General features: G+C 59.6%; 14 protein-coding genes and 3 pseudogenes. 8 read left to right on the plus strand and 9 right to left on the minus strand.

The window, feature by feature from the left end; all coding sequences use genetic code 11:
* Nucleotides 1-105: 105 nt before the first annotated feature.
* Nucleotides 106-249: pseudogene (locus ACVMDN_RS03945) on the plus strand (transposase domain-containing protein); the annotation flags it as partial.
* A 1,076-nt stretch (nt 250-1,325) separates the two neighbouring features.
* Nucleotides 1,326-2,520 (plus strand): annotated as a pseudogene (locus ACVMDN_RS03950) (IS256 family transposase).
* A 331-nt stretch (nt 2,521-2,851) separates the two neighbouring features.
* On the opposite strand, the gene ACVMDN_RS03955 reads toward ACVMDN_RS03950, so the two are convergent.
* The 6 genes from ACVMDN_RS03955 to ACVMDN_RS03980 form a co-directional block, all read right to left on the minus strand.
* Nucleotides 2,852-3,739 carry an MBL fold metallo-hydrolase gene (locus ACVMDN_RS03955; protein WP_456835610.1) on the minus strand — a complete coding sequence of 296 codons (888 nt, stop codon included), beginning with the start codon at nt 3,737-3,739 and terminating at the stop codon, nt 2,852-2,854.
* Nucleotides 3,740-4,974: 1,235 nt separating this feature from the next.
* Nucleotides 4,975-5,457, minus strand: a complete 483-nt coding sequence (locus ACVMDN_RS03960; protein WP_456835609.1) for a hypothetical protein — start codon at nt 5,455-5,457, stop codon at nt 4,975-4,977.
* Nucleotides 5,458-5,464: 7 nt separating this feature from the next.
* Nucleotides 5,465-5,563 (minus strand): transporter substrate-binding domain-containing protein, encoded by a 99-nt coding sequence (locus tag ACVMDN_RS03965; RefSeq protein ID WP_456835608.1) that lies wholly within the window; start codon nt 5,561-5,563, stop codon nt 5,465-5,467.
* Between the two features lie 149 nt (nt 5,564-5,712).
* On the minus strand, nt 5,713-6,477 hold the full coding sequence (locus tag ACVMDN_RS03970; protein WP_456835607.1) for an amino acid ABC transporter ATP-binding protein: 765 nt from the start codon (nt 6,475-6,477) through the stop codon (nt 5,713-5,715).
* Nucleotides 6,478-6,490: 13 nt separating this feature from the next.
* Complete coding sequence (locus ACVMDN_RS03975) at nt 6,491-7,324, minus strand: amino acid ABC transporter permease (RefSeq protein WP_456835904.1); 834 nt, start codon at nt 7,322-7,324, stop codon at nt 6,491-6,493.
* 1,076 nt (nt 7,325-8,400) lie between these two features.
* Nucleotides 8,401-8,976: a nuclear transport factor 2 family protein gene (locus tag ACVMDN_RS03980; RefSeq protein ID WP_456843606.1), complete on the minus strand. Its 576-nt coding sequence runs from the start codon at nt 8,974-8,976 to the stop codon at nt 8,401-8,403.
* 94 nt (nt 8,977-9,070) lie between these two features.
* Here ACVMDN_RS03980 and ACVMDN_RS03985 point away from each other — a divergent pair, with 94 nt between their 5' ends.
* The 4 genes and pseudogenes from ACVMDN_RS03985 (at nt 9,071) to ACVMDN_RS04000 (ending at nt 15,984) form a co-directional block, all read left to right on the plus strand.
* Entirely contained in the window at nt 9,071-10,507 is a 1,437-nt protein-coding gene (locus ACVMDN_RS03985; RefSeq protein ID WP_456835506.1) for an IS701 family transposase, read from the plus strand.
* An 83-nt stretch (nt 10,508-10,590) separates the two neighbouring features.
* A pseudogene (locus tag ACVMDN_RS03990) lies at nt 10,591-11,681 on the plus strand (IS5 family transposase).
* Nucleotides 11,681-12,025 carry a hypothetical protein gene (locus tag ACVMDN_RS03995; RefSeq protein ID WP_057019377.1) on the plus strand — a complete coding sequence of 115 codons (345 nt, stop codon included), beginning with the start codon at nt 11,681-11,683 and terminating at the stop codon, nt 12,023-12,025. Before ACVMDN_RS03990 ends, ACVMDN_RS03995 begins: the two are co-directional and overlap by 1 nt.
* Before the next feature lie 2,306 nt (nt 12,026-14,331).
* The gene (locus ACVMDN_RS04000; RefSeq protein WP_456835902.1) at nt 14,332-15,984 is read left to right on the plus strand and encodes an MFS transporter; all 1,653 of its coding nucleotides are present in this window, start codon (nt 14,332-14,334) and stop codon (nt 15,982-15,984) included.
* A gap of 176 nt (nt 15,985-16,160) precedes the next feature.
* Here the strand turns inward: ACVMDN_RS04000 and tnpC are convergent, their stop codons facing one another.
* From tnpC to ACVMDN_RS04015, 3 genes are all read right to left on the minus strand, one after another.
* Entirely contained in the window at nt 16,161-17,753 is a 1,593-nt protein-coding gene (gene tnpC, locus ACVMDN_RS04005; protein ID WP_456835606.1) for an IS66 family transposase, read from the minus strand.
* A gap of 74 nt (nt 17,754-17,827) precedes the next feature.
* Nucleotides 17,828-18,172, minus strand: a complete 345-nt coding sequence (gene tnpB / locus ACVMDN_RS04010; RefSeq protein WP_027583889.1) for an IS66 family insertion sequence element accessory protein TnpB — start codon at nt 18,170-18,172, stop codon at nt 17,828-17,830.
* The gene (locus tag ACVMDN_RS04015; RefSeq protein WP_253606702.1) at nt 18,169-18,519 is read right to left on the minus strand and encodes a transposase; all 351 of its coding nucleotides are present in this window, start codon (nt 18,517-18,519) and stop codon (nt 18,169-18,171) included. The genes tnpB (ACVMDN_RS04010) and ACVMDN_RS04015 overlap by 4 nt, the downstream gene beginning before the upstream one ends.
* Nucleotides 18,520-18,835: 316 nt before the next feature.
* Here ACVMDN_RS04015 and tnpA point away from each other — a divergent pair, with 316 nt between their 5' ends.
* Together tnpA and tnpB (ACVMDN_RS04025) are read left to right on the plus strand one after the other, a co-directional pair.
* Nucleotides 18,836-19,237, plus strand: a complete 402-nt coding sequence (gene tnpA / locus ACVMDN_RS04020; RefSeq protein ID WP_456835605.1) for an IS66-like element accessory protein TnpA — start codon at nt 18,836-18,838, stop codon at nt 19,235-19,237.
* 23 nt (nt 19,238-19,260) lie between these two features.
* Nucleotides 19,261-19,599, plus strand: a complete 339-nt coding sequence (gene tnpB, locus ACVMDN_RS04025; protein ID WP_456835604.1) for an IS66 family insertion sequence element accessory protein TnpB — start codon at nt 19,261-19,263, stop codon at nt 19,597-19,599.
* The last annotated feature ends 114 nt before the right edge of the window (nt 19,600-19,713 follow it).

The raw sequence follows: 19,713 nt of genomic DNA on the forward strand, positions 1-19,713 counted from the left end.
TGAAAGCGGAGGTACAAGACAAACTATGCCGAGCCGATTACACGCCGCTCACGGTGGATCTCGGGGAAAACAAGCCCATTCGGCATAGTTCGGCAGTCGGCATAAACCTGCAAGATGAACGACGTTGATCCGCAAGCCTGGCTCGCTGACGTATTGGCCAGGCTTCCAGATCACCCCGTCAACAGAGTCGCCGACCTGCTCCCGTGGAATTGGAAGGCGACCCAACAGTCCAAAGCGGCCGCTGCCTGAGGCGCCGCGGCAGACCGGCGCGACTAGCCGGGGTGCTGGCCGGATGCGTACGGTCGGTTCGGCATAGTTCGTTCTGTGCCTCCGCTTTCGATAGCGGAGAAAGAAAGATGGAAGTTGAAGATTACTTGGGCAGAAGCCGGCTGTACCGGCGTCTCAGAGGCGGGCCGCACGGACAGCTCGTCGAGCGCTATGCCGCTCGTCGAAGAGAGTCTCGTTTGGCACGGCGCCGGGCGCTCAAGGGATGGCTCTCGGTGGTGCGAGGAAGGCGCGATCGCGCCGTTGGTGCTGCCGTCTCCCACCCGGTCCTGGCAGCGGAACGCACGGGTTCGGTGCGCCACCGAAAGCTCTCGACCAATGACGCTCAAGCCTGTCGCCAAGCCGCGCGCGCCAATAGCTCAGGTCTGAGCGCTCGGGCGGGAAAATTTGCTGGAAAGCATCTTCGCCGGGGAGAACTGGAAGTACGGATCGTGAACCTGGCCTCGTACACCTCCTGAAGAATGGTCCACGAAACGTGCTCAACAACAGCCCGATCATGAACCGGATCTTGATTCCTGGCCTGCCGTTCTCGTTGTAAATCGGCGTGATCTCTCGACCGGTCCAGTGCACTTTATCTTGCTCGCAAGCAGAACAGGTTCGTTGCTCTATATTGATCGATCTGGTCCGGGACAAATCCTTTCGACCTCGGTCGCTTTGTGTTTGTTCGGCTGCATCGTCCCTCCGATGCAACACACGCGGTTCGGCGAAAGGGACTCCTTAAGCGAGTTTGCAAGGTTTGGGGCGGCAAGCTTCAAATCTCGGCAATCTCAAACGGTCTCAAAAGCACCTCCGCTCAATCGCTTAGGAGCTTGGCTATGGGCGGACTCAAAAGGCTAGGGTGGCCATCCTCGCAGGATCGCACGTTATCCGAACGGAGTCTGTGGGTCGTGTCCCCCGTGATGGTGTAGCTCGGTAGAGCAAAGCCGGCCGCATGCGCGCCCTCCCATGGCGCCGTAGCGGGCGGGCGGCTTTGCGGTGGTCATCGGCAGTTCGCCGGTAGGGTCGGGTTGCTGACACCAACCTGATTCGAGGAACCACCGATGACCGATGAGATGATGAACCTCCGCACGCTCGTGGAGAAGACCCCTGATGCGGATCTGCTGCGCGAGATGATCGGCTTTGCTGCCCAGCGATTGATGGAGCTGGAAGAAGGCCAGACCGGGGCCGCCTACGGCGAGAAGAACCCCGAGCGTCTCGCGCAGCGCAACGGCTACCGCGACCGGACCTGGGAGACCCGCGCCGGCACGGTCGAGCTGCGCATTCCCAAGCTGCGCAAAGGCTCCTACTTCCCCGGCTTTCTGGAGCCGCGCCGGATGGCCGAGAAGGCGCTCACCGCCGTGGTGCAGGAAGCCTATGTGCAGGGCGTCTCGACCCGCTCCGTCGACGATCTGGTGCAGGCGATGGGCATGAGCGGCATCTCCAAGAGCCAGGTCTCGCGGCTGTGCGCGGAGATCGATGACAAGGTGAAGGCGTTCCTCGCTCGCCCGATCGAGGGCGACTGGCCCTACCTGTGGATCGACGTCACCTACGTGAAGGTGCGCCAGCAGGGGCGCATCGTGTCGGTCGCGGTGATCGTCGCGGGCGGCGTCAACAGCGATGGCCGGCGCGAGGTTCTCGGCATGGACATTGGTCCCTCGGAGGCCGAGACATTCTGGACGGCGTTCATGCGCAAGCTCGCCCGCCGCGGCCTGCGCGGCGTCAAGCTGGTCGTTTCCGACGCCCACGAGGGCATCAAGGCGACCGTCGCCAAGGTGCTCAACGCCAGTTGGCAGCGTTGCCGCGTGCACTTCATGCGCAACGCGCTGGCCCATGCCGGTAAAGCGGACGGCGTGTCGTCTCTGCCTTCATCGCCACTGCGTTTGCCCAGGACGATCCGAGACGGCACGCGCGCGATGGCGGAAGGTCGCCGATCAGCTCCGCCCCAAGCTGCCCAAGCTCGCCGGCTTCCTCGACGAGGCCGAGACTGATGTGCTGGCCTACATGACGTTCCCGCCGCAGCACCGCACCAAGCTGCACTCGACCAACCCGATCGAGCGCCTCAACGGCGAGATCAAGCGCCGGACCGAGGTCGTTGGCATCTTCCCCAATGAGGACGCCATCGTCCGCCTCATCGGCGCGATCCTGCTCGAACAGAATGATGAATGGGCCTTTCAGCGCGCCCGTTACATGACGCTGGAAACCATCGCGCCGTTGAGCGATGATCCAACCGTCAGCCTCCCGGCTATCGCCAGCTGACCAGTCCGGCTCTTGCCGGCGAACGCGGTGTCCCACCGCCAGTTACACCACGCTCAGGGACACGATCGAGTCTGTGTCAACGGCAAATCGTTTGATTTTCGTCAGGCAGACACCGCCTGATCACATCTTGTGAGATCTGGCTCTTTGCGCCGGCTGCGGAGGCTATTAGCGCCGTCTGCTCCGAAAAATAATGATTCCCCGATTGTCGCAAAAATACGTTGCGACAACGCATGCTGGTGTCGGTCGGAGGCTTTCAATGTCGGCTGGGATGTTAACCGCTCACCAGACCGCGGAGACAGATGCGTTGAGATGTTCCACGCTGTCCCCCATTTCAGTCCTCGTCAAAGCGAAAACGAGCGTGGCCCGGACCGCTCACGACACATCCGGCCGTCGGGGCGGCGAAATGCGCCGTCAGCAGCTTCGTGGGAGTGTCGATGCAGCGAGCAATCAGATCCCGTATCACCTGGGTCGCGACCACAGCGTCGTCGGCGTGAACCCAATCCGGACGTGCGAGCTGGATGGGGTGGTGCATGGCATCGCCGCTGAAAATTGCATCCTGCGAGTGCGAGCGAAGATAGAGGCCGCAGTGGTGCTTTGTGTGGCCGTGGAGCGGCATATAGCGCACTTCATCTGGCATTTCCTTCTCGAAGGCATAGTCATCTTCCACGAACGTAGCCAAACCGCGATCCACAACGGGCAAGACGCTGTCGGTGAAAGCCAGCTTCCGTGACGGATTAACACTCCCCGTCTCGATCGCGTCGCGCCACCATTCGAATTCGCCCTTGCTGATCAGGTACCTAGCATTTGGGAAGGTAGGGACCCACTCGCCATTAAGCAGCCGCGTGTTCCAGCCGACGTGGTCTGCGTGGAGATGCGAGCACAAGACAAAGTCGACCTGCTCCGGAAGCACGCCTTTGTGCGCGAGGCGATCGAGGAAGGGCGTCTGCAAACGATGCCATGCGGGTTCATACAAGCGATCCTTGTCGTTGCCGCAGCATGTATCGAACAGGATCGTGTGATGTCGCGTGCGTATTAGATACGCATGCATGCTCATTTTCAGGTTTCGAGTTCCCGCCTCCACGTGAAGAGGCCCCAGCCAATGTTCATGTTCGGCGACGCCCTCACGTGTGGCGCCCGCCAACAGACGGTCTGGCGCCCAGACGAAATCGAACTCGGGGATCATATCGACGCGAATGGCGCCGAACATCTGTGTTCTCATGTTTATAGCTCCTTTTGCCAAAGGCCCGGGTCTTCCTGAAATCCGAAGCGCGCCAATTTTCCGCATGGTTCGCGAAAGCATCGGCGCCCACCTAGTTGGCCTGTTGTCCTCGGTCAACCTTGATTGGCGCGTCATGCCGCCGCGGGCGGCTTTTACCTTGATAGCATCGGCTCCTACAATCCCGAGAACGTGCAGCCATATGGCACCGCGCGTTTGAGTGAGATCCAGTCCGAGGTCCCTTGCAGACCTTCCGCCATGCTTTGCGTCTAGCATCCACGTTTGATTTGCGTTCAAGCGAAGTCACTCTCGGAGCGGTTCAGTATGTGGAATCTCGACGGAAGAAGGTGGTGCCGATGTAAGTTCTCGCCGCCATCGCTAGTCCATGCTACTTATAACGAACTCTCCACACGATTTTATGAAGTCGGCTGGGCGTCGAAGCCGAATCTCCGCACCGAAGGATGCATTTTCGCAGAATTTGAGCGAGTTGGTCGGATGAATTGGCCGCGAAGCAGATTATAGCGGTCATTCACTTCGGCGCTACGATTTAAACCTACTTTCGAATTGTGTTGTGCGTATTTTAGGAAGGTCAATCGAGTTTGCAGCGTTAATGAGGCAGGCCCATGGATCCTATTCCAGTTGCGGGCTCATCAGCGCTCGTTGCGAGCGGTGCCGATCGACGCGACAGATTGCTCGATCCGTCTGACGACAGTGTGCTGCAGAAGCACACAGAAAGGATGATCGAGATGATCTGAAATCTGTGTGCACCAGCTGTGGCAGCGATGAGGGTAGGCTCCTCGGGATCGACTTTCAGGAGTAGGTCTCAAATCACTTCAAGCGGCTTCGCGAGTCTACGTCCCGGCATTTTGCGCCGTGGTTCGACAAGTCGATGGAGTAGAAATTATAGAATGGCACGCCGACCAAGAGTGCGTAAATCGCAGCACGAGCGGTGCAATCTTGCAAACTGGTCGACATCAGCTCGGCCAACGCACGAGTTAAGGTGCGCCACATTGCGGCGTCAACGACTCGCATGCGTTGCGCGCTTTCATAGCACGTGGACACGACACCGCATGCATGAAGCGCCGGTCGTTGTTGGTTTCGCTTGTCGCACTGCGGGCAATGAGGCGGCGCACGCCCCGTGCCTTGATCTATCTCGATCAAGCTGCTTGCCACCGCTATGTGTCATTGCTCGCACCGCGTTCGATCCGATAAAGTAGGTCGGCAACTCGCACGTGCGTTCAAGGCTGACCGTTGAGCAATGGGCGTGGGGTAGCCACATCTTCGGGGAGGTTCCACTTCTTGATCACCTTCTGGTAGGTCCCATCGGCCATCAGTGATGCCACCGCTTCCTTGAGGGACTGGCCGAACTCTTGGTCGTCTTTGGCGAAAGCGATCGCCTGGTGATCAACGGGCACAGTGCTTGCGGACATAGTTCCGATAACCATGTAAATGTCACCTTCGATCCCGTTTTGATACGCCAGCGTGGGTCCTCCTTGCACTGCCGCGTCCACTCGTCCCTGGTTGAGAGCGAGCCGGGTGTAGGGCGTGCTTTCGGTGCCCACAAAGTTGATGGCAGGCTTACCTACTTTGACGCAGCGCTCGTCGCTCCAAGCCGCTATCATACGGGGCCAAGCTGTGGTTCGCGAAGCCGCAACACGCTTGCCGCAAAGTGACTCCATATTGGGAAAGCTTGAGGCATCTGTCTTCAACGTGAAGAACACCGAAGGGTCAGTTAACCTTCGCACCCATCTTTGCAGCAACCGCTTCAAAGAGGTCGACGCTAAATCCTATCAGCTTATTGGAAGGATCCTTGTACCCGAACGGCACATAATAGGTGGTTATTGCAGCATTGATGACACTTTTCTTGCCTTGGGCGTTGGCGTCCGCTGCGGCAAGACTTAGCGCGATGCGAGTGCTCTCATCACAATACGAAATCCAACTTTCGAAAACATATCAGAGTCTCCTCTCGTACGTCGTCAACTCAGCACGGCCGAAATGAAGTTTCGGGTGCGGGACTGCGTTGGGCTGCCGAGCACTTGTGCCGGAGATCCGGATTCAATGACCTGTCCTTCGTCCATGAACAGCACCCGGCTCGCCACTTCGCGCGCGAAGCCGAGTTCGTGCGTCACGACGACCATGGTCATTCCACTTCGTGCGAGATCGCGCATGACGGCGAGAACCTCGCCGACCAGTTCCGGATCCAGCGCAGAGGTGGGCTCGTCAAACAACATCAGCAATGGCTTCATCGCCAGTGCACGGGCGATCGCCACACGTTGCTGCTGACCACCCGACAGCTCGATCGGGTATGCGTTGCACTTGTCAGTCATACCGACGCGCGCGAGCAATTCACGGGCTGCGGCCTCGGCTCGCTTACGTTCTTGCTTAAGCACATGGATGGGCCCTTCAGTAACGTTTTCAAGTGCCGTCTTGTGCGGAAACAGGTTGAAGCGCTGAAACACCATACCTGTCGCCAGCCGCTGTCGCGCGATCTCGCGTTCAGAGAGTTCGTACAGCTTGTGCCCAATGCGACGGTAGCCGACCAGCTCGTCGTTTATCCACAACGCACCGTCGCTAATAGCGTCCAGCTGGTTGATGCAGCGCAAAAACGTGCTCTTGCCCGATCCGGACGGTCCAATCACGCACAACACTTCGCCGCGATTGATCTCGAGATCGATGCCCTTGAGCGCCTGGAATGTACCGTAGGACTTGCGCACACCGACGGCCTTAACGATCGGATTCATGACTGTTCCTCGCTTAGCGTGCCTTTACTGGACGCCCCGCGCCGCGGGCGAAATGCTGCTCGATTCGCGCTTGCAGAACGGAGAGCACCGTGACCACGATCAGGTACCAAAATGCCGCAACGATCAGCAGTTCAATGACGCGGTTGTTCGCGAAGTAGATGTTTTCGGCACTGTGCAACATTTCTGAATATTGGATCACGCTCGCGAGCGACGTCCCCTTAACCATGCCGATAGTCTCGTTGCCAATCGGCGGGAGGATCACGCGCATGGCCTGAGGCAAGATGATTCGGCGCAGTGCCAGCAGACGAGGCATGCCGATCGCCTTTGCTGCTTCGTATTGTCCCTGGTCGACCGACAACAAGCCGGCGCGCACCACCTCCGACGTGTAGGCCCCCTGATTGATGCCCAATCCGAGCAGTGCGGCAAAGAACGGCGTTATCACGTCGACGGTGCGCACCTCGAAGACCCCGGAAATACCGAGGTGTGGAAAGATCAGCGCAAGGTTGTACCAAAGCAACAATTGCAGCAGGAGAGGCGTTCCGCGAAAGAACCAGACGTAGCCCGCCGCCACCGAATTGACCACCGGATTGGCCGAAAGCCGCATAATCGCAACTGCTACGCCAATGACGATGCCGAGCAGCATGGCCAACACCGTCATCAGCACCGTATTAACGAGGCCGCCAACGATGACACTCGCCGTGAGGTAACGTCCAACGATCGGCCATTCGATCTGCCCCTGGGCGAACGCCATGATGACCCATGCGGCGAACGCGAGAACCATAGCAGCGCTGATGTAGCGCCCCACATGCTTTCGTCGAACGTGCTCGAATCGAGAGATGTCCTCCATGATGTCGTCGCGCTCGCTCATCGCAGACCTTTCGCCCAGTACGATTGACATACTCTTGTCCCTTATGATGCCCCTGCGGGGCTACCGCGCGAAGAGATTGGAGGCCCACTCGAAAGAAATGCTCATGGCTCCGGGTTCACACCTCGGTCGCGCCGGAACGACGCCCCCTAAGCGGTCATCGCCAGTTTACGAGCCGGCTAGTGAAGGTTGCCATCGCAACAATCAAGCGCGACGTTAAACGTCTCGAATGAACGGAAGCTGCGAATACAAGGAAGGCGGCGATCATGGCCAAGACGTAGCCGATACCCTGGCGGAATATCGATAGCGCCGGCTTCGTCAGGCCCAACCTGACATGCGACGGACTCGTCTCGACGAGCCGCGCGAGAGCGACGGACGGGCTTTGGATATTGCGATCCGCCAGGCACGCCAGCCAAGCTTGCGCCACCCACGGAGGCAGTGACCATCGACGAATCCTGCATCGTTATGTGCAGCATCAAATCGAAGTTGCCGACGTTAAAATCCCAAGTAGCCACGACTTCACACCCGTCCCTGCCTTGGCCCGCTCTTTGTTTTTGGCCTGCTCTTTGCGTTCCCAAGCGAAAATATGAGGCCGCATCGCTGCCTAAAGACCGCGGAAATCGGCGCCGAGTGCACAAATTCTGCAAAATAAGCAGGACCATGTACCGATTTCGCCGTTGAGCATCGCGCATGTGGACGCCCGCCTGCGTGCGACTTAGGCTAGATAAAGTCCGCGTTGGCGCGCAGCTACCTCGCGCGGACTAGACTAATTGGAAACGGCAAGGCAGCAGCTCCTGGTTGCTTCTGGGACATCGTTGCGCTCCAAGCGAGCAAGTGGTGCTGTGATATCGACACACTCAACAAGACGCCCACATCGATGCTCCGTCGTTTCAGATCGAGCGACGACTTCGAGCGCGCAAAGATGACGACCGTCGATTATCTCGGTCTCAGGGCATCTTGTCGAGAAGCAACTCAGGCGAAGCCGGGGGCCGATATGACTGATCCGCTCAATTCCCAGATCTTGACCGCTGACGGCATCACCGCTCCCTTGCGCCATGTCACCTTCCGGCGCGTCTGGCTGGCGAGCTTGTTGTCCAACCTAGGCATTTTAATCCAGTTTGCGGAGTCCGAGTCCTCTGCCAGAGCGTCAAATAACCCTCAGTGTTGGGTCGCTTGCGGATGCATTCCACAATGCGCCACTGGCCATCTGTCCTGCGCAGCGTCCAGCGGTTAATGGCAACATAGTCGATGACCATTTCCGCGCCTCGCCGGCTCACAGTGAAATTATAGCCCTCCGCGATCGCGTTGTCGCCATCGATTTGGGTACGCAGGTTGTTGCCCATGAAGTGGAGGGCGGGGCCATCGACTTGCTCTAGGGCCTTCCATTCGCGCATCGACGCGCGCAGTGCGTCACGCCCTTCGCAGCGCACGACCGACTCGGGCCTGAAGTCATCGGCTGGGTAACTTTTGTTGAGCACGCCGTCCTTGGTGAAAAGATCGACAAACGCCTCGATGCGGCCGACGTCGATGTTAAAGCCATAGCGCGCAAGCAGCTCGCGTATCGCTTTGTCATCCTCGATCCGCTGAACACGCTCTTCGAGCGTCATGCCGGTAGTACTAGCTTGATCATCCATCGGGTTGATGCCTCCTCTAGTCTGACTGAGTCACAAAACCGCCGGCCAGAATCAATGATGGTTGCAGCATGGACCATTAGCCAATGAGGCCGACATGAGCGGGCGTGGCACGAAGACGAGCGAGAAGCGATTTGAGGCGTATTTGGAAGGGCTTGCCAGTGTCATCGGTCATGCTGATCGGAAGGCGCCGCTGCGCGACTATTGCGTCGGCCTGATGGCCTGTGGCGGTCGCAAGAGCGTGGAGCCGATGGCGGCGGTGACGGCTCCGGAGCGGACGGCGGCCCAGCATCAATCGCTGCTGCATTTCGTCGGCAGCGGCGCCTGGTCGGATGAGAAGGTGCTGGGCAAGGTACGCGAGATGGTCCTGCCGGCGATTGAACGCCAGGGCCCCATCGAAGCCTGGATCATCGATGACACCGGATTTCCCAAGCAGGGGCGACATTCGGTTGGAGTTGCACGGCAATATTGCGGGCAGCTCGGCAAGCAGGATAATTGCCAGGTGGCGGTGTCGCTGTCGATTGCCAACCACCACGCCAGCCTGCCTGTCGCTTACCGCCTTTATCTTCCGAAGGAATGGACTGAGGACCGCGATCGGCGGCGCAAGGTGGGCATTCCTGCCGAAGTCGGCTTCCAGACCAAGCCGGAGATCGCGCTGGAGCAGTTGCGGCGGGCCTGTGCGAGCGGCCTTCCGCGCGGTGTCGTGCTGATGGACGCTGGCTATGGCAACAACAGCGACCTGCGCACCGAGATCACGGCGCTGGGATTGACCTATGTGGCGGGTCTTCTGTCGAGCACGACGGTATGGGCTCCCGGCACCGATCCCTTGCCGCCGAAGCCATGGTCGGGCCGCGGCCGTCCACCGAAACTGATGCGCCGCAACCGTCAGCATCAGCCAGCCGCCGTCAAGGCGCTCGCGATCGGCCTGCCGGCCAAAGCTTGGCGCACCATCACGTGGCGGCAAGGAACGAACGAAAAGCTGACCTCGCGCTTTGCCCGCGTGCGGGTTCGTGCCGCGCATCGTGATTATTGGCAAACCACCCGGCGAGCGCAGGAATGGTTGCTGATCGAATGGCCGAAAGGCGAGGACCAGCCTACCAAATACTGGCTCTCGACATTGCCGGAAGATGTGGCATTCCGGACGCTCGTTGAGACGGCTAAAATGCGCTGGCGCATCGAACGCGACTATCAGGACCTCAAGCAGGAGGTCGGGCTCGGCCACTTCGAGGGACGCGGCTGGCGCGGCTTTCATCATCACGCAACGATGTGCATTGCGGCCTACGGATTCCTGATCTCCGAGCGGGAGACGATTCCCCCCTCAGGCGCTCGGCGCGCCCGGCCGATCCCGCTCGATCGCGTTCCCGCAGATTACAGACCCCGCGGATCTGCCACTGCGGACCCAACGTCACATTCCAAATTCGATCGCGACGATGCGACGGCGGCTCGAACATGGGCTCGTCCGAATGCTGTCGAGATGTCCTTGTTGTGCGATCAAGTTCGACCACTACACAGATCATCGTTTGTGACGCAGTAAGACTAGCAGGCTGTTGAAAAAAGGCGGTCGCCGCCGACCGAGGATCATGATTCATTGGCTCCGACGAGATTCGGAGATGGTGCGTGCGCGGCGGCGACAATCGAACGGGCGAGCTGTTCAGCTACGTCGACCTGGAAGCAAGGGTGCGGCGTGATCATCCGCTGCGAGGGATCCGGACGATCGTGAACGAGGCGCTGGCGGCGCTGGAGCACGAGTTCGCCGCCCTTTATTCGCCGATTGGACGGCCGTCGATCCCGCCGGAGAAGCTGCTGCGGGCGATGCTGTTGCAGGCGTTTTATTCGATCCGCTCGGAGCGACTTCTGATGGAGCGGTTGGAATATGATTTGCTGTTCCGCTGGTTCGTCGGAATCGGAGTCGACGATGCAGCCTGGGACCATTCGGTATTCTCGAAGAACCGCGACCGGCTGCTGGAAGGCGACATCGCGGCGAAGTTCCTGGCGGCGGTGCTGGCGCAGCCCAGGGTGAAGAAGCTTCTGTCGAGCGATCACTTCTCGGTCGACGGCACGCTGATCGAGGCCTGGGCCTCGATGAAGAGCGTCAAACCGAAGGATAGCTCCGGCGAGCCGCCGGCCCAAGGCGGCGGGCGCAATGCTGAAGCGAACTTCCATGGCCAGAAGCGCTCCAACGACACCCATGCTTCGACCACCGATCCGGAGGCCAGGCTCTACCGCAAGGGGAAAGGCAAGGAGACGAAGCTGTGCTTCATCGGGCACGGGCTGATGGAGAACCGCCACGGCTTGCTGGTCGACGCCTGCCTGACGCAGGCCGGTGGGCATGCCGAACGGGTGGCCGCGCTGCACATGATCGAGCCTCGTGCCGATCGACCGACAGCGATCACGCTTGGTGCCGACAAAGCCTACGATGCAGAAGACTTCGTCAACGAGCTGCGCTCGATGAACGTGACGCCGCATGTTGCGCAGAACACCGGCGGCCGTAGCTCTGCGATCGACGGGCGTACGACCGGCACGGCGGTTATGCTGTCAGCCAGCGCATCCGCAAGCGGATTGAGGAGGCATTCGGCTGGATCAAGACGGTCGCCGGGCAAGAGAAGACCAGATTCCGTGGCCGTGATCGGGTCGGATGGGCCTTTACCTTCGCTGCGGCCGCCTACAATCTGGTGCGGCTGCCCAAGCTGATCGCGGAGACCGGTTGATGGCCAAGGTGCCCGGCTTTGCCAAGGCCTTTGCCGGCCGCTGGCGCATCGTCGAAATGGACAACTGGGACAGCGACTTCCTCGATCTTGTCGGAGAGGCGCATCTCACCTTCCGTGGCAAGTCCGATGGCGAAATAGCGTTTGGGGCTCTCAAGGGCTTCCTGGATGCTCGCTACGGCACCCGCGACGGATCGGCCTGCGCCGAGTTCTCATGGGAGGGGCACGACGAGAATGATCCGTCCTGTGGTCGCGGATGGGCCATGATCGGCACTGCGGGCAGGCTCGTTGGCCACTTCTACATCCACAATGGCGACGATTCAGCCTTCGTTTGCGAACGCGGCTGAGTTCTTCAACGGCCTGCTAGAACTGGATTTTGTTTGCGCAAGTACGATGAACCATCACATTGATCTAATCGTTTCGAAAACAAGTAATGTCATTTCCTTTACCGCAATCCCGGCGGCCCGCGATGTCAATGAAATTGACCCCATAAATCGCGTCCGGCTGGTTGCATATCGTCTGCACCCTAAGCTGTTGCAGCGCGGCGGTCATGTCCAGTAGGATCCCTGCTTTGACATCGTTTTGTCTGCAGATGTCCCAAAGGGCTCGAAGGGTCTTCACGTCGGTCGAGTTGCGCGTAGATGATCTTCTCGATCTTCCCACTGAGCATCATCCCCTTGAGTTTTTATGCACCCGCGAATTTCCGTCACGGACGGATTGCCTGTCCAATGAAATCCCGCTTGTCTTTTAATTCATGATCCGCATAAATGCTGCGGGCTCCCCCCACGGCCAATGATGGCGATGCAGCACTCACGAACCTATCTGTGCAAGCGGCCAATCTCCGCGCTAACTCCGGGTCTTCGAGGCCGTGGCGCGGCACCTCAACTTCAGCGCTGCCGCCCAGGAAATGGTCCTCACGTAATCGACCCTGCGCTGGCGCACTGCCGCGCATCGACTACGATGGTGCGGCAGATTCGCCAGAGTGTCGGCCGCCGCGTGGTGTCGCTCGCCGCCCCGAATATGGTCGCGTCCATGTGGCTGATCCCGCGGCTGGACGAGTTCTGGCGCGCACCCCGACATGGACATCCGGATCGATACACCGCGGCCCCGATATAAGAGACGCGGGAGGGTCGTCCGTGCCGCGGCTCACGAATGTGCGCGTGCTCGTCGACATCTAAGATCTGGTCGAGTAAGCTAGGTTGCCCAATTCATTCCCTGAAGGCGACCCGCTAGGCTGAAAACGCGACTTCTCTCTTGTAGATGAGGCTGTTTTTCAGCTCACGTCCTCAAATCGCATCGGGTGGCTGGTACGCTGGACGGGATGAAGATTGAAACGGGCCCCATGGTTCAGGTGACTGTGACATCAAATGTATTTCAAACCCACTTGCGTCGCTCTATCTGTGTCGTTGGCGTAACTGCAAGAAGTGCGACTAGGTAGCACGCTCACTGTTCACCAAGGAAGTCGTCTCGTATATTCTGATCTTGCCCGAACTTTTATCCAGTCTTGGCTTCGCGCCGGCTGGTGGATTTGCCCGATGGGGCGGTGGAAGCGGCGGGAGCTGGTGCTGCAATTCGCCACGGGATGTGGCCGCGTTGCGCTATGCCGATGGCTCGGTGCCGGCCGTACGCCACGCCATCGTCGATCTCATTCCTCGACCGCCATCCCAGCGAGGCCCATAATGCAGAAGACGAATCCGTGAAAAGCCGCGGCACGAATAAATTCACTATAGAAGGTAATAGGGATCTATCGCTGACAATTAGCAAAGCTACGGCGGAAGACGCCATTGCGGTAACAATGAACATAGGAGGTGCGGCTATAAGCAAGCAGCCGACTTCTACAACTCTTCTGTCTCTACTCTTCGGACTAACGGCCGGCATTAGGTAACGTCTGGTATGAATAGACCTGAGATTGCGCTGATTTTGCAGAATTTTTGCGATCTGCGGCCGATTTTTGTGGTCTATAGGCGTTGGATTAGTTCTAACGTTTACCAACGGGAAACGACGAAGAGCGAGAAAAGCTGGGAGGAGGCCGTTTATGGAAGAAGGTGCGCTGTCCCTTCGCAGGTGCTTTCAGCGGCGCAACGAGAATTTAACTTTGAGAAGGGTGTCTTGATCTTCTGGGCATCATTCCGCGCAACTTCGAGCAACTGAACGCTGTGCTCGGCGAGATGGGCCCACAATTACACTCACTCTCGCTAACTCGTCTAAGCGCTCAGTCGATTAACGCCGTGGGTAACCTATATCGCTTCAAAGTTAATCGGCCGCCCCGAAAGTGAAAGACATCTTGGTCCCCGCACCGGCCGGGCTCTGCAGGTCGCCCTGCCACGGATCCATCTCTTACCAGTTGCAAACGTGCAGCGCTTGCGGACGAAGAGATCCCGAGGATCAAGCACAGGACGGACTGGCTGGAAGCTGACCGAAATCGTTTTGATTAGGGCCGCTGACGTAATGCGCGGCGCGAACGAAATCGGAGCCTTTGATGCAGGCGCTGATAATCTGCCGAACTGCTATCAAAGCCGAGCTCTCGATCAAGGCAGGAGCTAGACAGCTTCCGGGGCAGGATGCGGGGCGGCTTAGAATGAGTAACAAGGAAGATAGGTTCTGTGGCGAGCCGCAGGCCAACACGATAGACGGAATTGAAGGCTCGGGGAAAATGAACAGGGTGACGCGCGCACATGCGGGCACAAATCCGCCTACTACGTTTGGGCCACTTAGGAACCTCACCTTTCGTTTGATTTGGCTTGCCAGGCTCGTTTCGAGTGTCGGCGCGCTGATGCAGACTGTTGCCATTGGCTGGCTGATGGCTACGAGCTCGACTTCGGATCTGATGGTTGCGCTGGTTCAGGCTTCATCAACGCTGCCGGTATTCATTTTGTCGATCTTCGCCGGGGCCATCGCCGACAATTTCAACCGTCGTAGAGTCATGCTCGCCACTCAGTGCCTAATGGCGGCAGCCTCTGCGATGTTGACCGCCCTTGTAGCGCGGGGCTTTGCCGATCCGTGGATCATCCTCGGCTTCAGCTTTTTGATCGGGTGCGGCGCCGCTTTCAACGGTCCCGCCTGGCAGGCGTCAGTCGGCGATATTGTAGAAAGACGTGACCTCGCAGCTGCCGTCACGCTTTCCTCTGTCGGATGGAACACTGTCCGGAGCGTGGGTCCGGCGCTCGGTGGCGTCATTGTGGCTTCGTTTGGACCTCTGGCTGCTCTTACCCTGAACACGCTGAGCTATCTAGCACCGCTCGGCGCCATATGGCGGTGCAAGTGGAAGGTTCGCTGTTCACCTCTCCCTCGCGAGCCGATGACCACCGCGATCTATGACGGGGTGCGCTTCACCGCGATGTCTTTCGAAATCAAGGCAGCGATCGTGCGGGGAACTCTCTTTGGTCTAGGAAGCAGCTCCATACTTGCGCTGCTCCCCCTGGTTGTTCGCGATCAGTTGACGCGAGGCCCGACCGCATATGGCATTCTGATGGCTGGTTTCGGGGCCGGCGCCTTTTTGGCCGGGGTCTCTAACAGGCTCTTCAGAGAACTCCTGTCTCAAGAACACCTGATAATTCTCGCATGCGTCGCCTGCGCGGCGTGCTCCATATCTCTGGCTCTGACCTCGGCGCTAGTAGTAGCGGCAACCGCACTCGCCCTGGGCGGCGCGGGATGGGTTATCGCCTGGTCAGGGCTCAGCGTGAGTGTGCAAATGGCGAGCCCCCGGTGGATCGTAGGTCGCACCCTCTCAATTAATCTTGCTTTAACGTACGGCGGTATCGCAGCCGGCAGTTGGATTTGGGGCGCAGTGGCCCAGGAGTATTCTCTGACTTTGGCGCTGGAGGCATCCGCTGGAGCTCTGTTGCTGGCGGCTGCGGCAGGGCTTCTGTTGCCTGTCCGCGAGTGTGGAGAATCAGATCTCGATCCTTTGGGGGAATTCGATGCGCCGGCCGTCGCCCTCGATTTGAATCCGAGAAGCGGTCCTATCGTCGTCAAGATTGAATATTTGATAGCGGAGATAAATGTCGAGACTTTCTTGAGCCTTATGCGCGAACGCCGTCGCGTCCAGAGCCGCGTCGGCGCTCGGCACTGGACCCTCCTGCGTAACCTTCAAGAGCCTTCCCAATGGACGGAGACATTCCGAACGCCAACCTGGACGGACTTCCTTCGCTTAAACCATCGCCTCACGACAGCAGATAAGGAACTGGACGAACATATCGTCGAATTACACGCTGGAAAGCGTCCACCTCAAATGAAGCTTTGGATCGAACGACCGACAGACCCGGCTCGCAAGCCTGATCTGACGCCCTTTATCCCCCAACCTTGACCTCCTCACAAGCGCATCGACTTCACCTCGCAGGTTTCGCGGTGGCGAGGCCTGGCTTATTGTATTCGCTCATCGCGTTGCCATTCTTCTATGGCCATTTCCGATGCCAGAACATCGGGGGTCGAGCGGAACGACTCGGTTCGGGCGGGAGAAGCGTAAGCGGCAAGCTGAGGCCGTCAGGCTGCGTGGTTCCATGGCATAAGCGCGTCGATTTGGCTGCTCGGCCAGCCGTTGGCGATACGCTGAAGTGTTAAGGCGAGCCAGGCGAACGGATCGACGTTGTTCATTTTCGCCGTCTGCAGCAGCGTTGCGATGGTCGCCCAGGTTCGTCCGCCGCCGTCGCTGCCAGCGAAGAGGCTATTCTTTCTCGTGATTGTTAGTGGCCTGATGGCGCGTTCGACGACGTTGGAGTCGAGCTCGATGCGACCATCGGTCAGGAAGCGTTCGAAGATGGCACGGCGCGAGACGGCATAGCGGATCGCCTCGGCCAGTTTTGATTTGCCGGAGATCCGCCGCAAGGTCTGCTGCCAGAGATCGAAGAGATCTGCGACGATCGCCGCGGAGGTTTGCTGGCGCGCGGCAACGCGAGCGTCGGGGCTTTGACCGCGCACGGTCTTCTCGACCTGCCAGAGCCTTGCCATCCGCTCGACCGTCGCCGTTGCCACTTCCGAGCTCCCTGCAACATGCAGCTCGTAGAACTTGCGTCTGCAGTGTGACCAGCAGCCAGCCAATGTGATGCCATCATTGCCGCGATCGGATCGCGCGAGCTTGTTATAGGCGGCATAGCCATCCACTTGCAGGATGCCGCGATAACCATTGAGATGGCGGACCGCGCATTCGCCGGAGCGGCTGTCTTCGAAGCGATAAGCCACCATCGGGGGACCGCTGCGGCCAAAGGTTCGGTCATCCCGGGCATAGGCCCATAAGTAGGCCGTCTTTGTCGATCCGGAGCCCGGAGCGAGCGTCGGCAAGGTGGTTTCGTCGGCAAAGACCCGTTCGGCCTTCTTGACCTCGCTGAAGATGTAGTCGGCCACGATCTCGAGCTCGAAGCCGAGCTTGCCCATCCATTGCGCCATCAGCTGGCGGTCGAGCTCGACATGATCGCGGGCGTAGATAGCCTCCTGCCGGTAGAGCGGCAGGCCATCGGCATATTTGGCGACGGCTATCTGGGCCAGAAGCGCTTCCGTCGGAATGCCTCCTTCAATGATATGGGCCGGGGCCGGCGCCTGGATGACGCCGTCCGCGTTCTTGAAGGCATACCTGGGACGGCGCGTGACGATCACCCGGAACTTCGCCGGCACCACATCCAGGCGCTCCGACACGTCCTCGCCGATCAGCACCTTCTGCTTGCCGGCATGCTCAGCCAGCTCTTCCGGCTCAATGACGGTTTCGATCCGTTCCAGATGGGGCGCAAAGCCCTTGCGCCGACGCGGTGCACGCTTGCCATCCGCCTGCGCACGGCCCTTGCTGACCTGGGCCTTGATCGCGGCGATGCCGGTCTCGATCTCCTCGAAGACGAGGGCCTGCTGTTCATCGTCGCCGTTCGCCGAGCCGAGCTTCTCCGATCGTCGGCCGAACCGGGCGCGGTCGAAGGCCTTCAGGATTTGCGTCAGCCGCTCGATGCGCGCATCGGCATCGGCGTTGCGGGCCTTGAGATCGGCGACTTCGCTCTCCAGAGCATCGGCGCGGGCCGCTTTCTCGGCCATGGCAAGCACCATGGCTTTCAGCGTCTCTACGTCATTCGGGAGGCTGAGATCGGGCGGCGTCATTGACCCGACCAGAGCACATTTTGCCCCGTTTCTCTTGCCCTTTCAGGCCGCTGATTCACTTCGCCGCAGTGCTTTTACCCAACAATCTCCGGCGGCTTGACCGCCGCGGTCCGGACCCGCTTCCAGTCCATCCCATCCACCAGTGCCATCAACTGCGCAGCATTCAGCTGCACCCGATGATGCCCGATCCGCGGCCAGCAGAACCTCGCCTTCTCAAGCCGTTTTAAATAGAGGCACACGCCGGAGCCATCCCACCATACGATCTTTATTCGGTCGGCTCTTTTGGCGCGGAACACATAAAGCGCACCGTCGAACGGATCTGAGCCGGCATCGCGCACCAGCGCAACAAGGCCATCGATACCCTTGCGGAAGTCGACTGGATGGCTCGCCAGGAACACCTTCACGCCGGAGGGGATCATGCCGAACGGACCGCCCGGATCACCCGCTGCAACTGCGCCTCGTCGACGTCCACGCCGGCGCGCACGATCACCTCGCCAATGGCAATCTCGATCACCGCGCCTGCCACAGGCGCCACCACACCCTCGCAACTCGAGTGCCGTGAGCGATAACGCCGCCGCTCGGCCCGAGCGTCACGGCGCCAGGCGAACAGCTGCGACGGGTGAATGCCGATCCGGCGGGCGATCGCCGAGACGCTCGCGCCAGGCTCCAGCGCCTCCATCACGACTTGGGCCTTAAACTCGTCCGACCAGCGTCGGCGAAGCTGCCGCGGCGCTCCCTCAAGACGGTCGGCGACCGCTTCGATCATATGGAAGGTTCTAGTTCCAGAACTAGGCGCAGACATAGAAGCTCACATCGGCTCACAAACTTAGCAGCCGATAGCCGATCGTTCACCCCCTCCGCCAGACGGGGTCTCCTTGCCGCTTACGGAGAAGCAGCCGAGCCGTGCAGAGCTGGTCCGCTTTCTGGTTTTGCCGAGGCCCGGCCCAAGGGTACTGCATAATTGCGTAACCAGATGCAAGCGCGCGAGGTAAAGCGTACGCATCCGACGGGGGCCGTCTTGCGTGACGGGTGGTAATTCGCGAAGCGTGAGACCTTAAGTCTAGCTTTAAGGTCATCAGGCGATGCGGGTCGAGGTTTTGGGCGGGCTGGAGCGGCGGCGGCGCTGGTCGCAGGACGACAAGGCACGGATTGTCGAGGAGACGTTGGCGCCGGGCGCGAAGGTGACTGAGGTTGCGCGTCGCAACGGAGTAGCGGCCAGCCTGGTGTTTACCTGGCGTCGACAAGCACGGACATCGGAACAAGTTGTACCATCTTTTACGCCGGTGCAGATCGCCGCCGTAGCGGCATCGGCTGAGGAGACTCCGAGGCTTTTGCCTACGGTTGATGGCCGAGTTCGCTCCGTGGCAGCCGCGCGTACTGGATTGATAGAGATCGATCTCGGCAACCGACGGTGCATCCGGGTGGATGCGCACGTCGATCCGGAGGCGCTGGCGCGGGTCCTCGATGTGCTTGGACGCCGATGATCGCGATACCGGGGAATGTGCGAGTGTGGCTCGCGACGGGCTACACGGATATGCGCAGAGGCTTTCCGTCGCTGGCACTCCAAGTGCAGGAGGTGCTGCACAAAGACCCGCTCAGCGGTCATCTGTTCGTCTTCCGCGGTCGCCGCAGCGATCTTGTGAAGGTGATCTGGCACGATGGCCAGGGAGCCTGCTTGTTCACGAAAAGACTCGAGAGAGGAAAGTTCATCTGGCCATCGGTTGCCGGTGAATCGGTAACGATCTCGCCGGCGCAGTTGAGCTATCTGCTGTCCGGGATCGATTGGCGTAACCGTGTGTCCAGCAAAGGCTGGCGTGTCCAGTGGGAGGCAATCCCACCGGGGTAAAAGTCAGAGCCCTGTAGTTTGGATAGCAGAGAGGAGGGAAACCGAATTTTTGAAGCCTATCGACAAGGTCTCCGGAAAGGGAGATCACGAGTCATCGGGCCGTATCGAGAGAGA

The sequence above is a fragment of the Bradyrhizobium sp. USDA 4510 genome (assembly GCF_054059095.1).

Bases quoted from the DNA above. Each gene is read 5' to 3' on its own strand.
- ACVMDN_RS03955 (WP_456835610.1), bottom strand. From the start codon at position 3,739: ATGAGAACACAGATGTTCGGCGCCATTCGCGTCGATATGATCCCCGAG.
- ACVMDN_RS03970 (WP_456835607.1), bottom strand. From the start codon at position 6,477: ATGAATCCGATCGTTAAGGCCGTCGGTGTGCGCAAGTCCTACGGTACA.
- ACVMDN_RS03975 (WP_456835904.1), bottom strand. From the start codon at position 7,324: ATGGAGGACATCTCTCGATTCGAGCACGTTCGACGAAAGCATGTGGGG.
- ACVMDN_RS03980 (WP_456843606.1), bottom strand. From the start codon at position 8,976: ATGGATGATCAAGCTAGTACTACCGGCATGACGCTCGAAGAGCGTGTT.
- ACVMDN_RS03985 (WP_456835506.1), top strand. From the start codon at position 9,071: ATGAGCGGGCGTGGCACGAAGACGAGCGAGAAGCGATTTGAGGCGTAT.
- ACVMDN_RS03995 (WP_057019377.1), top strand. From the start codon at position 11,681: ATGGCCAAGGTGCCCGGCTTTGCCAAGGCCTTTGCCGGCCGCTGGCGC.
- ACVMDN_RS04000 (WP_456835902.1), top strand. From the start codon at position 14,332: ATGAACAGGGTGACGCGCGCACATGCGGGCACAAATCCGCCTACTACG.
- tnpC (WP_456835606.1), bottom strand. From the start codon at position 17,753: ATGACGCCGCCCGATCTCAGCCTCCCGAATGACGTAGAGACGCTGAAA.
- tnpB (WP_027583889.1), bottom strand. From the start codon at position 18,172: ATGATCCCCTCCGGCGTGAAGGTGTTCCTGGCGAGCCATCCAGTCGAC.
- ACVMDN_RS04015 (WP_253606702.1), bottom strand. From the start codon at position 18,519: ATGATCGAAGCGGTCGCCGACCGTCTTGAGGGAGCGCCGCGGCAGCTT.
- tnpA (WP_456835605.1), top strand. From the start codon at position 18,836: ATGCGGGTCGAGGTTTTGGGCGGGCTGGAGCGGCGGCGGCGCTGGTCG.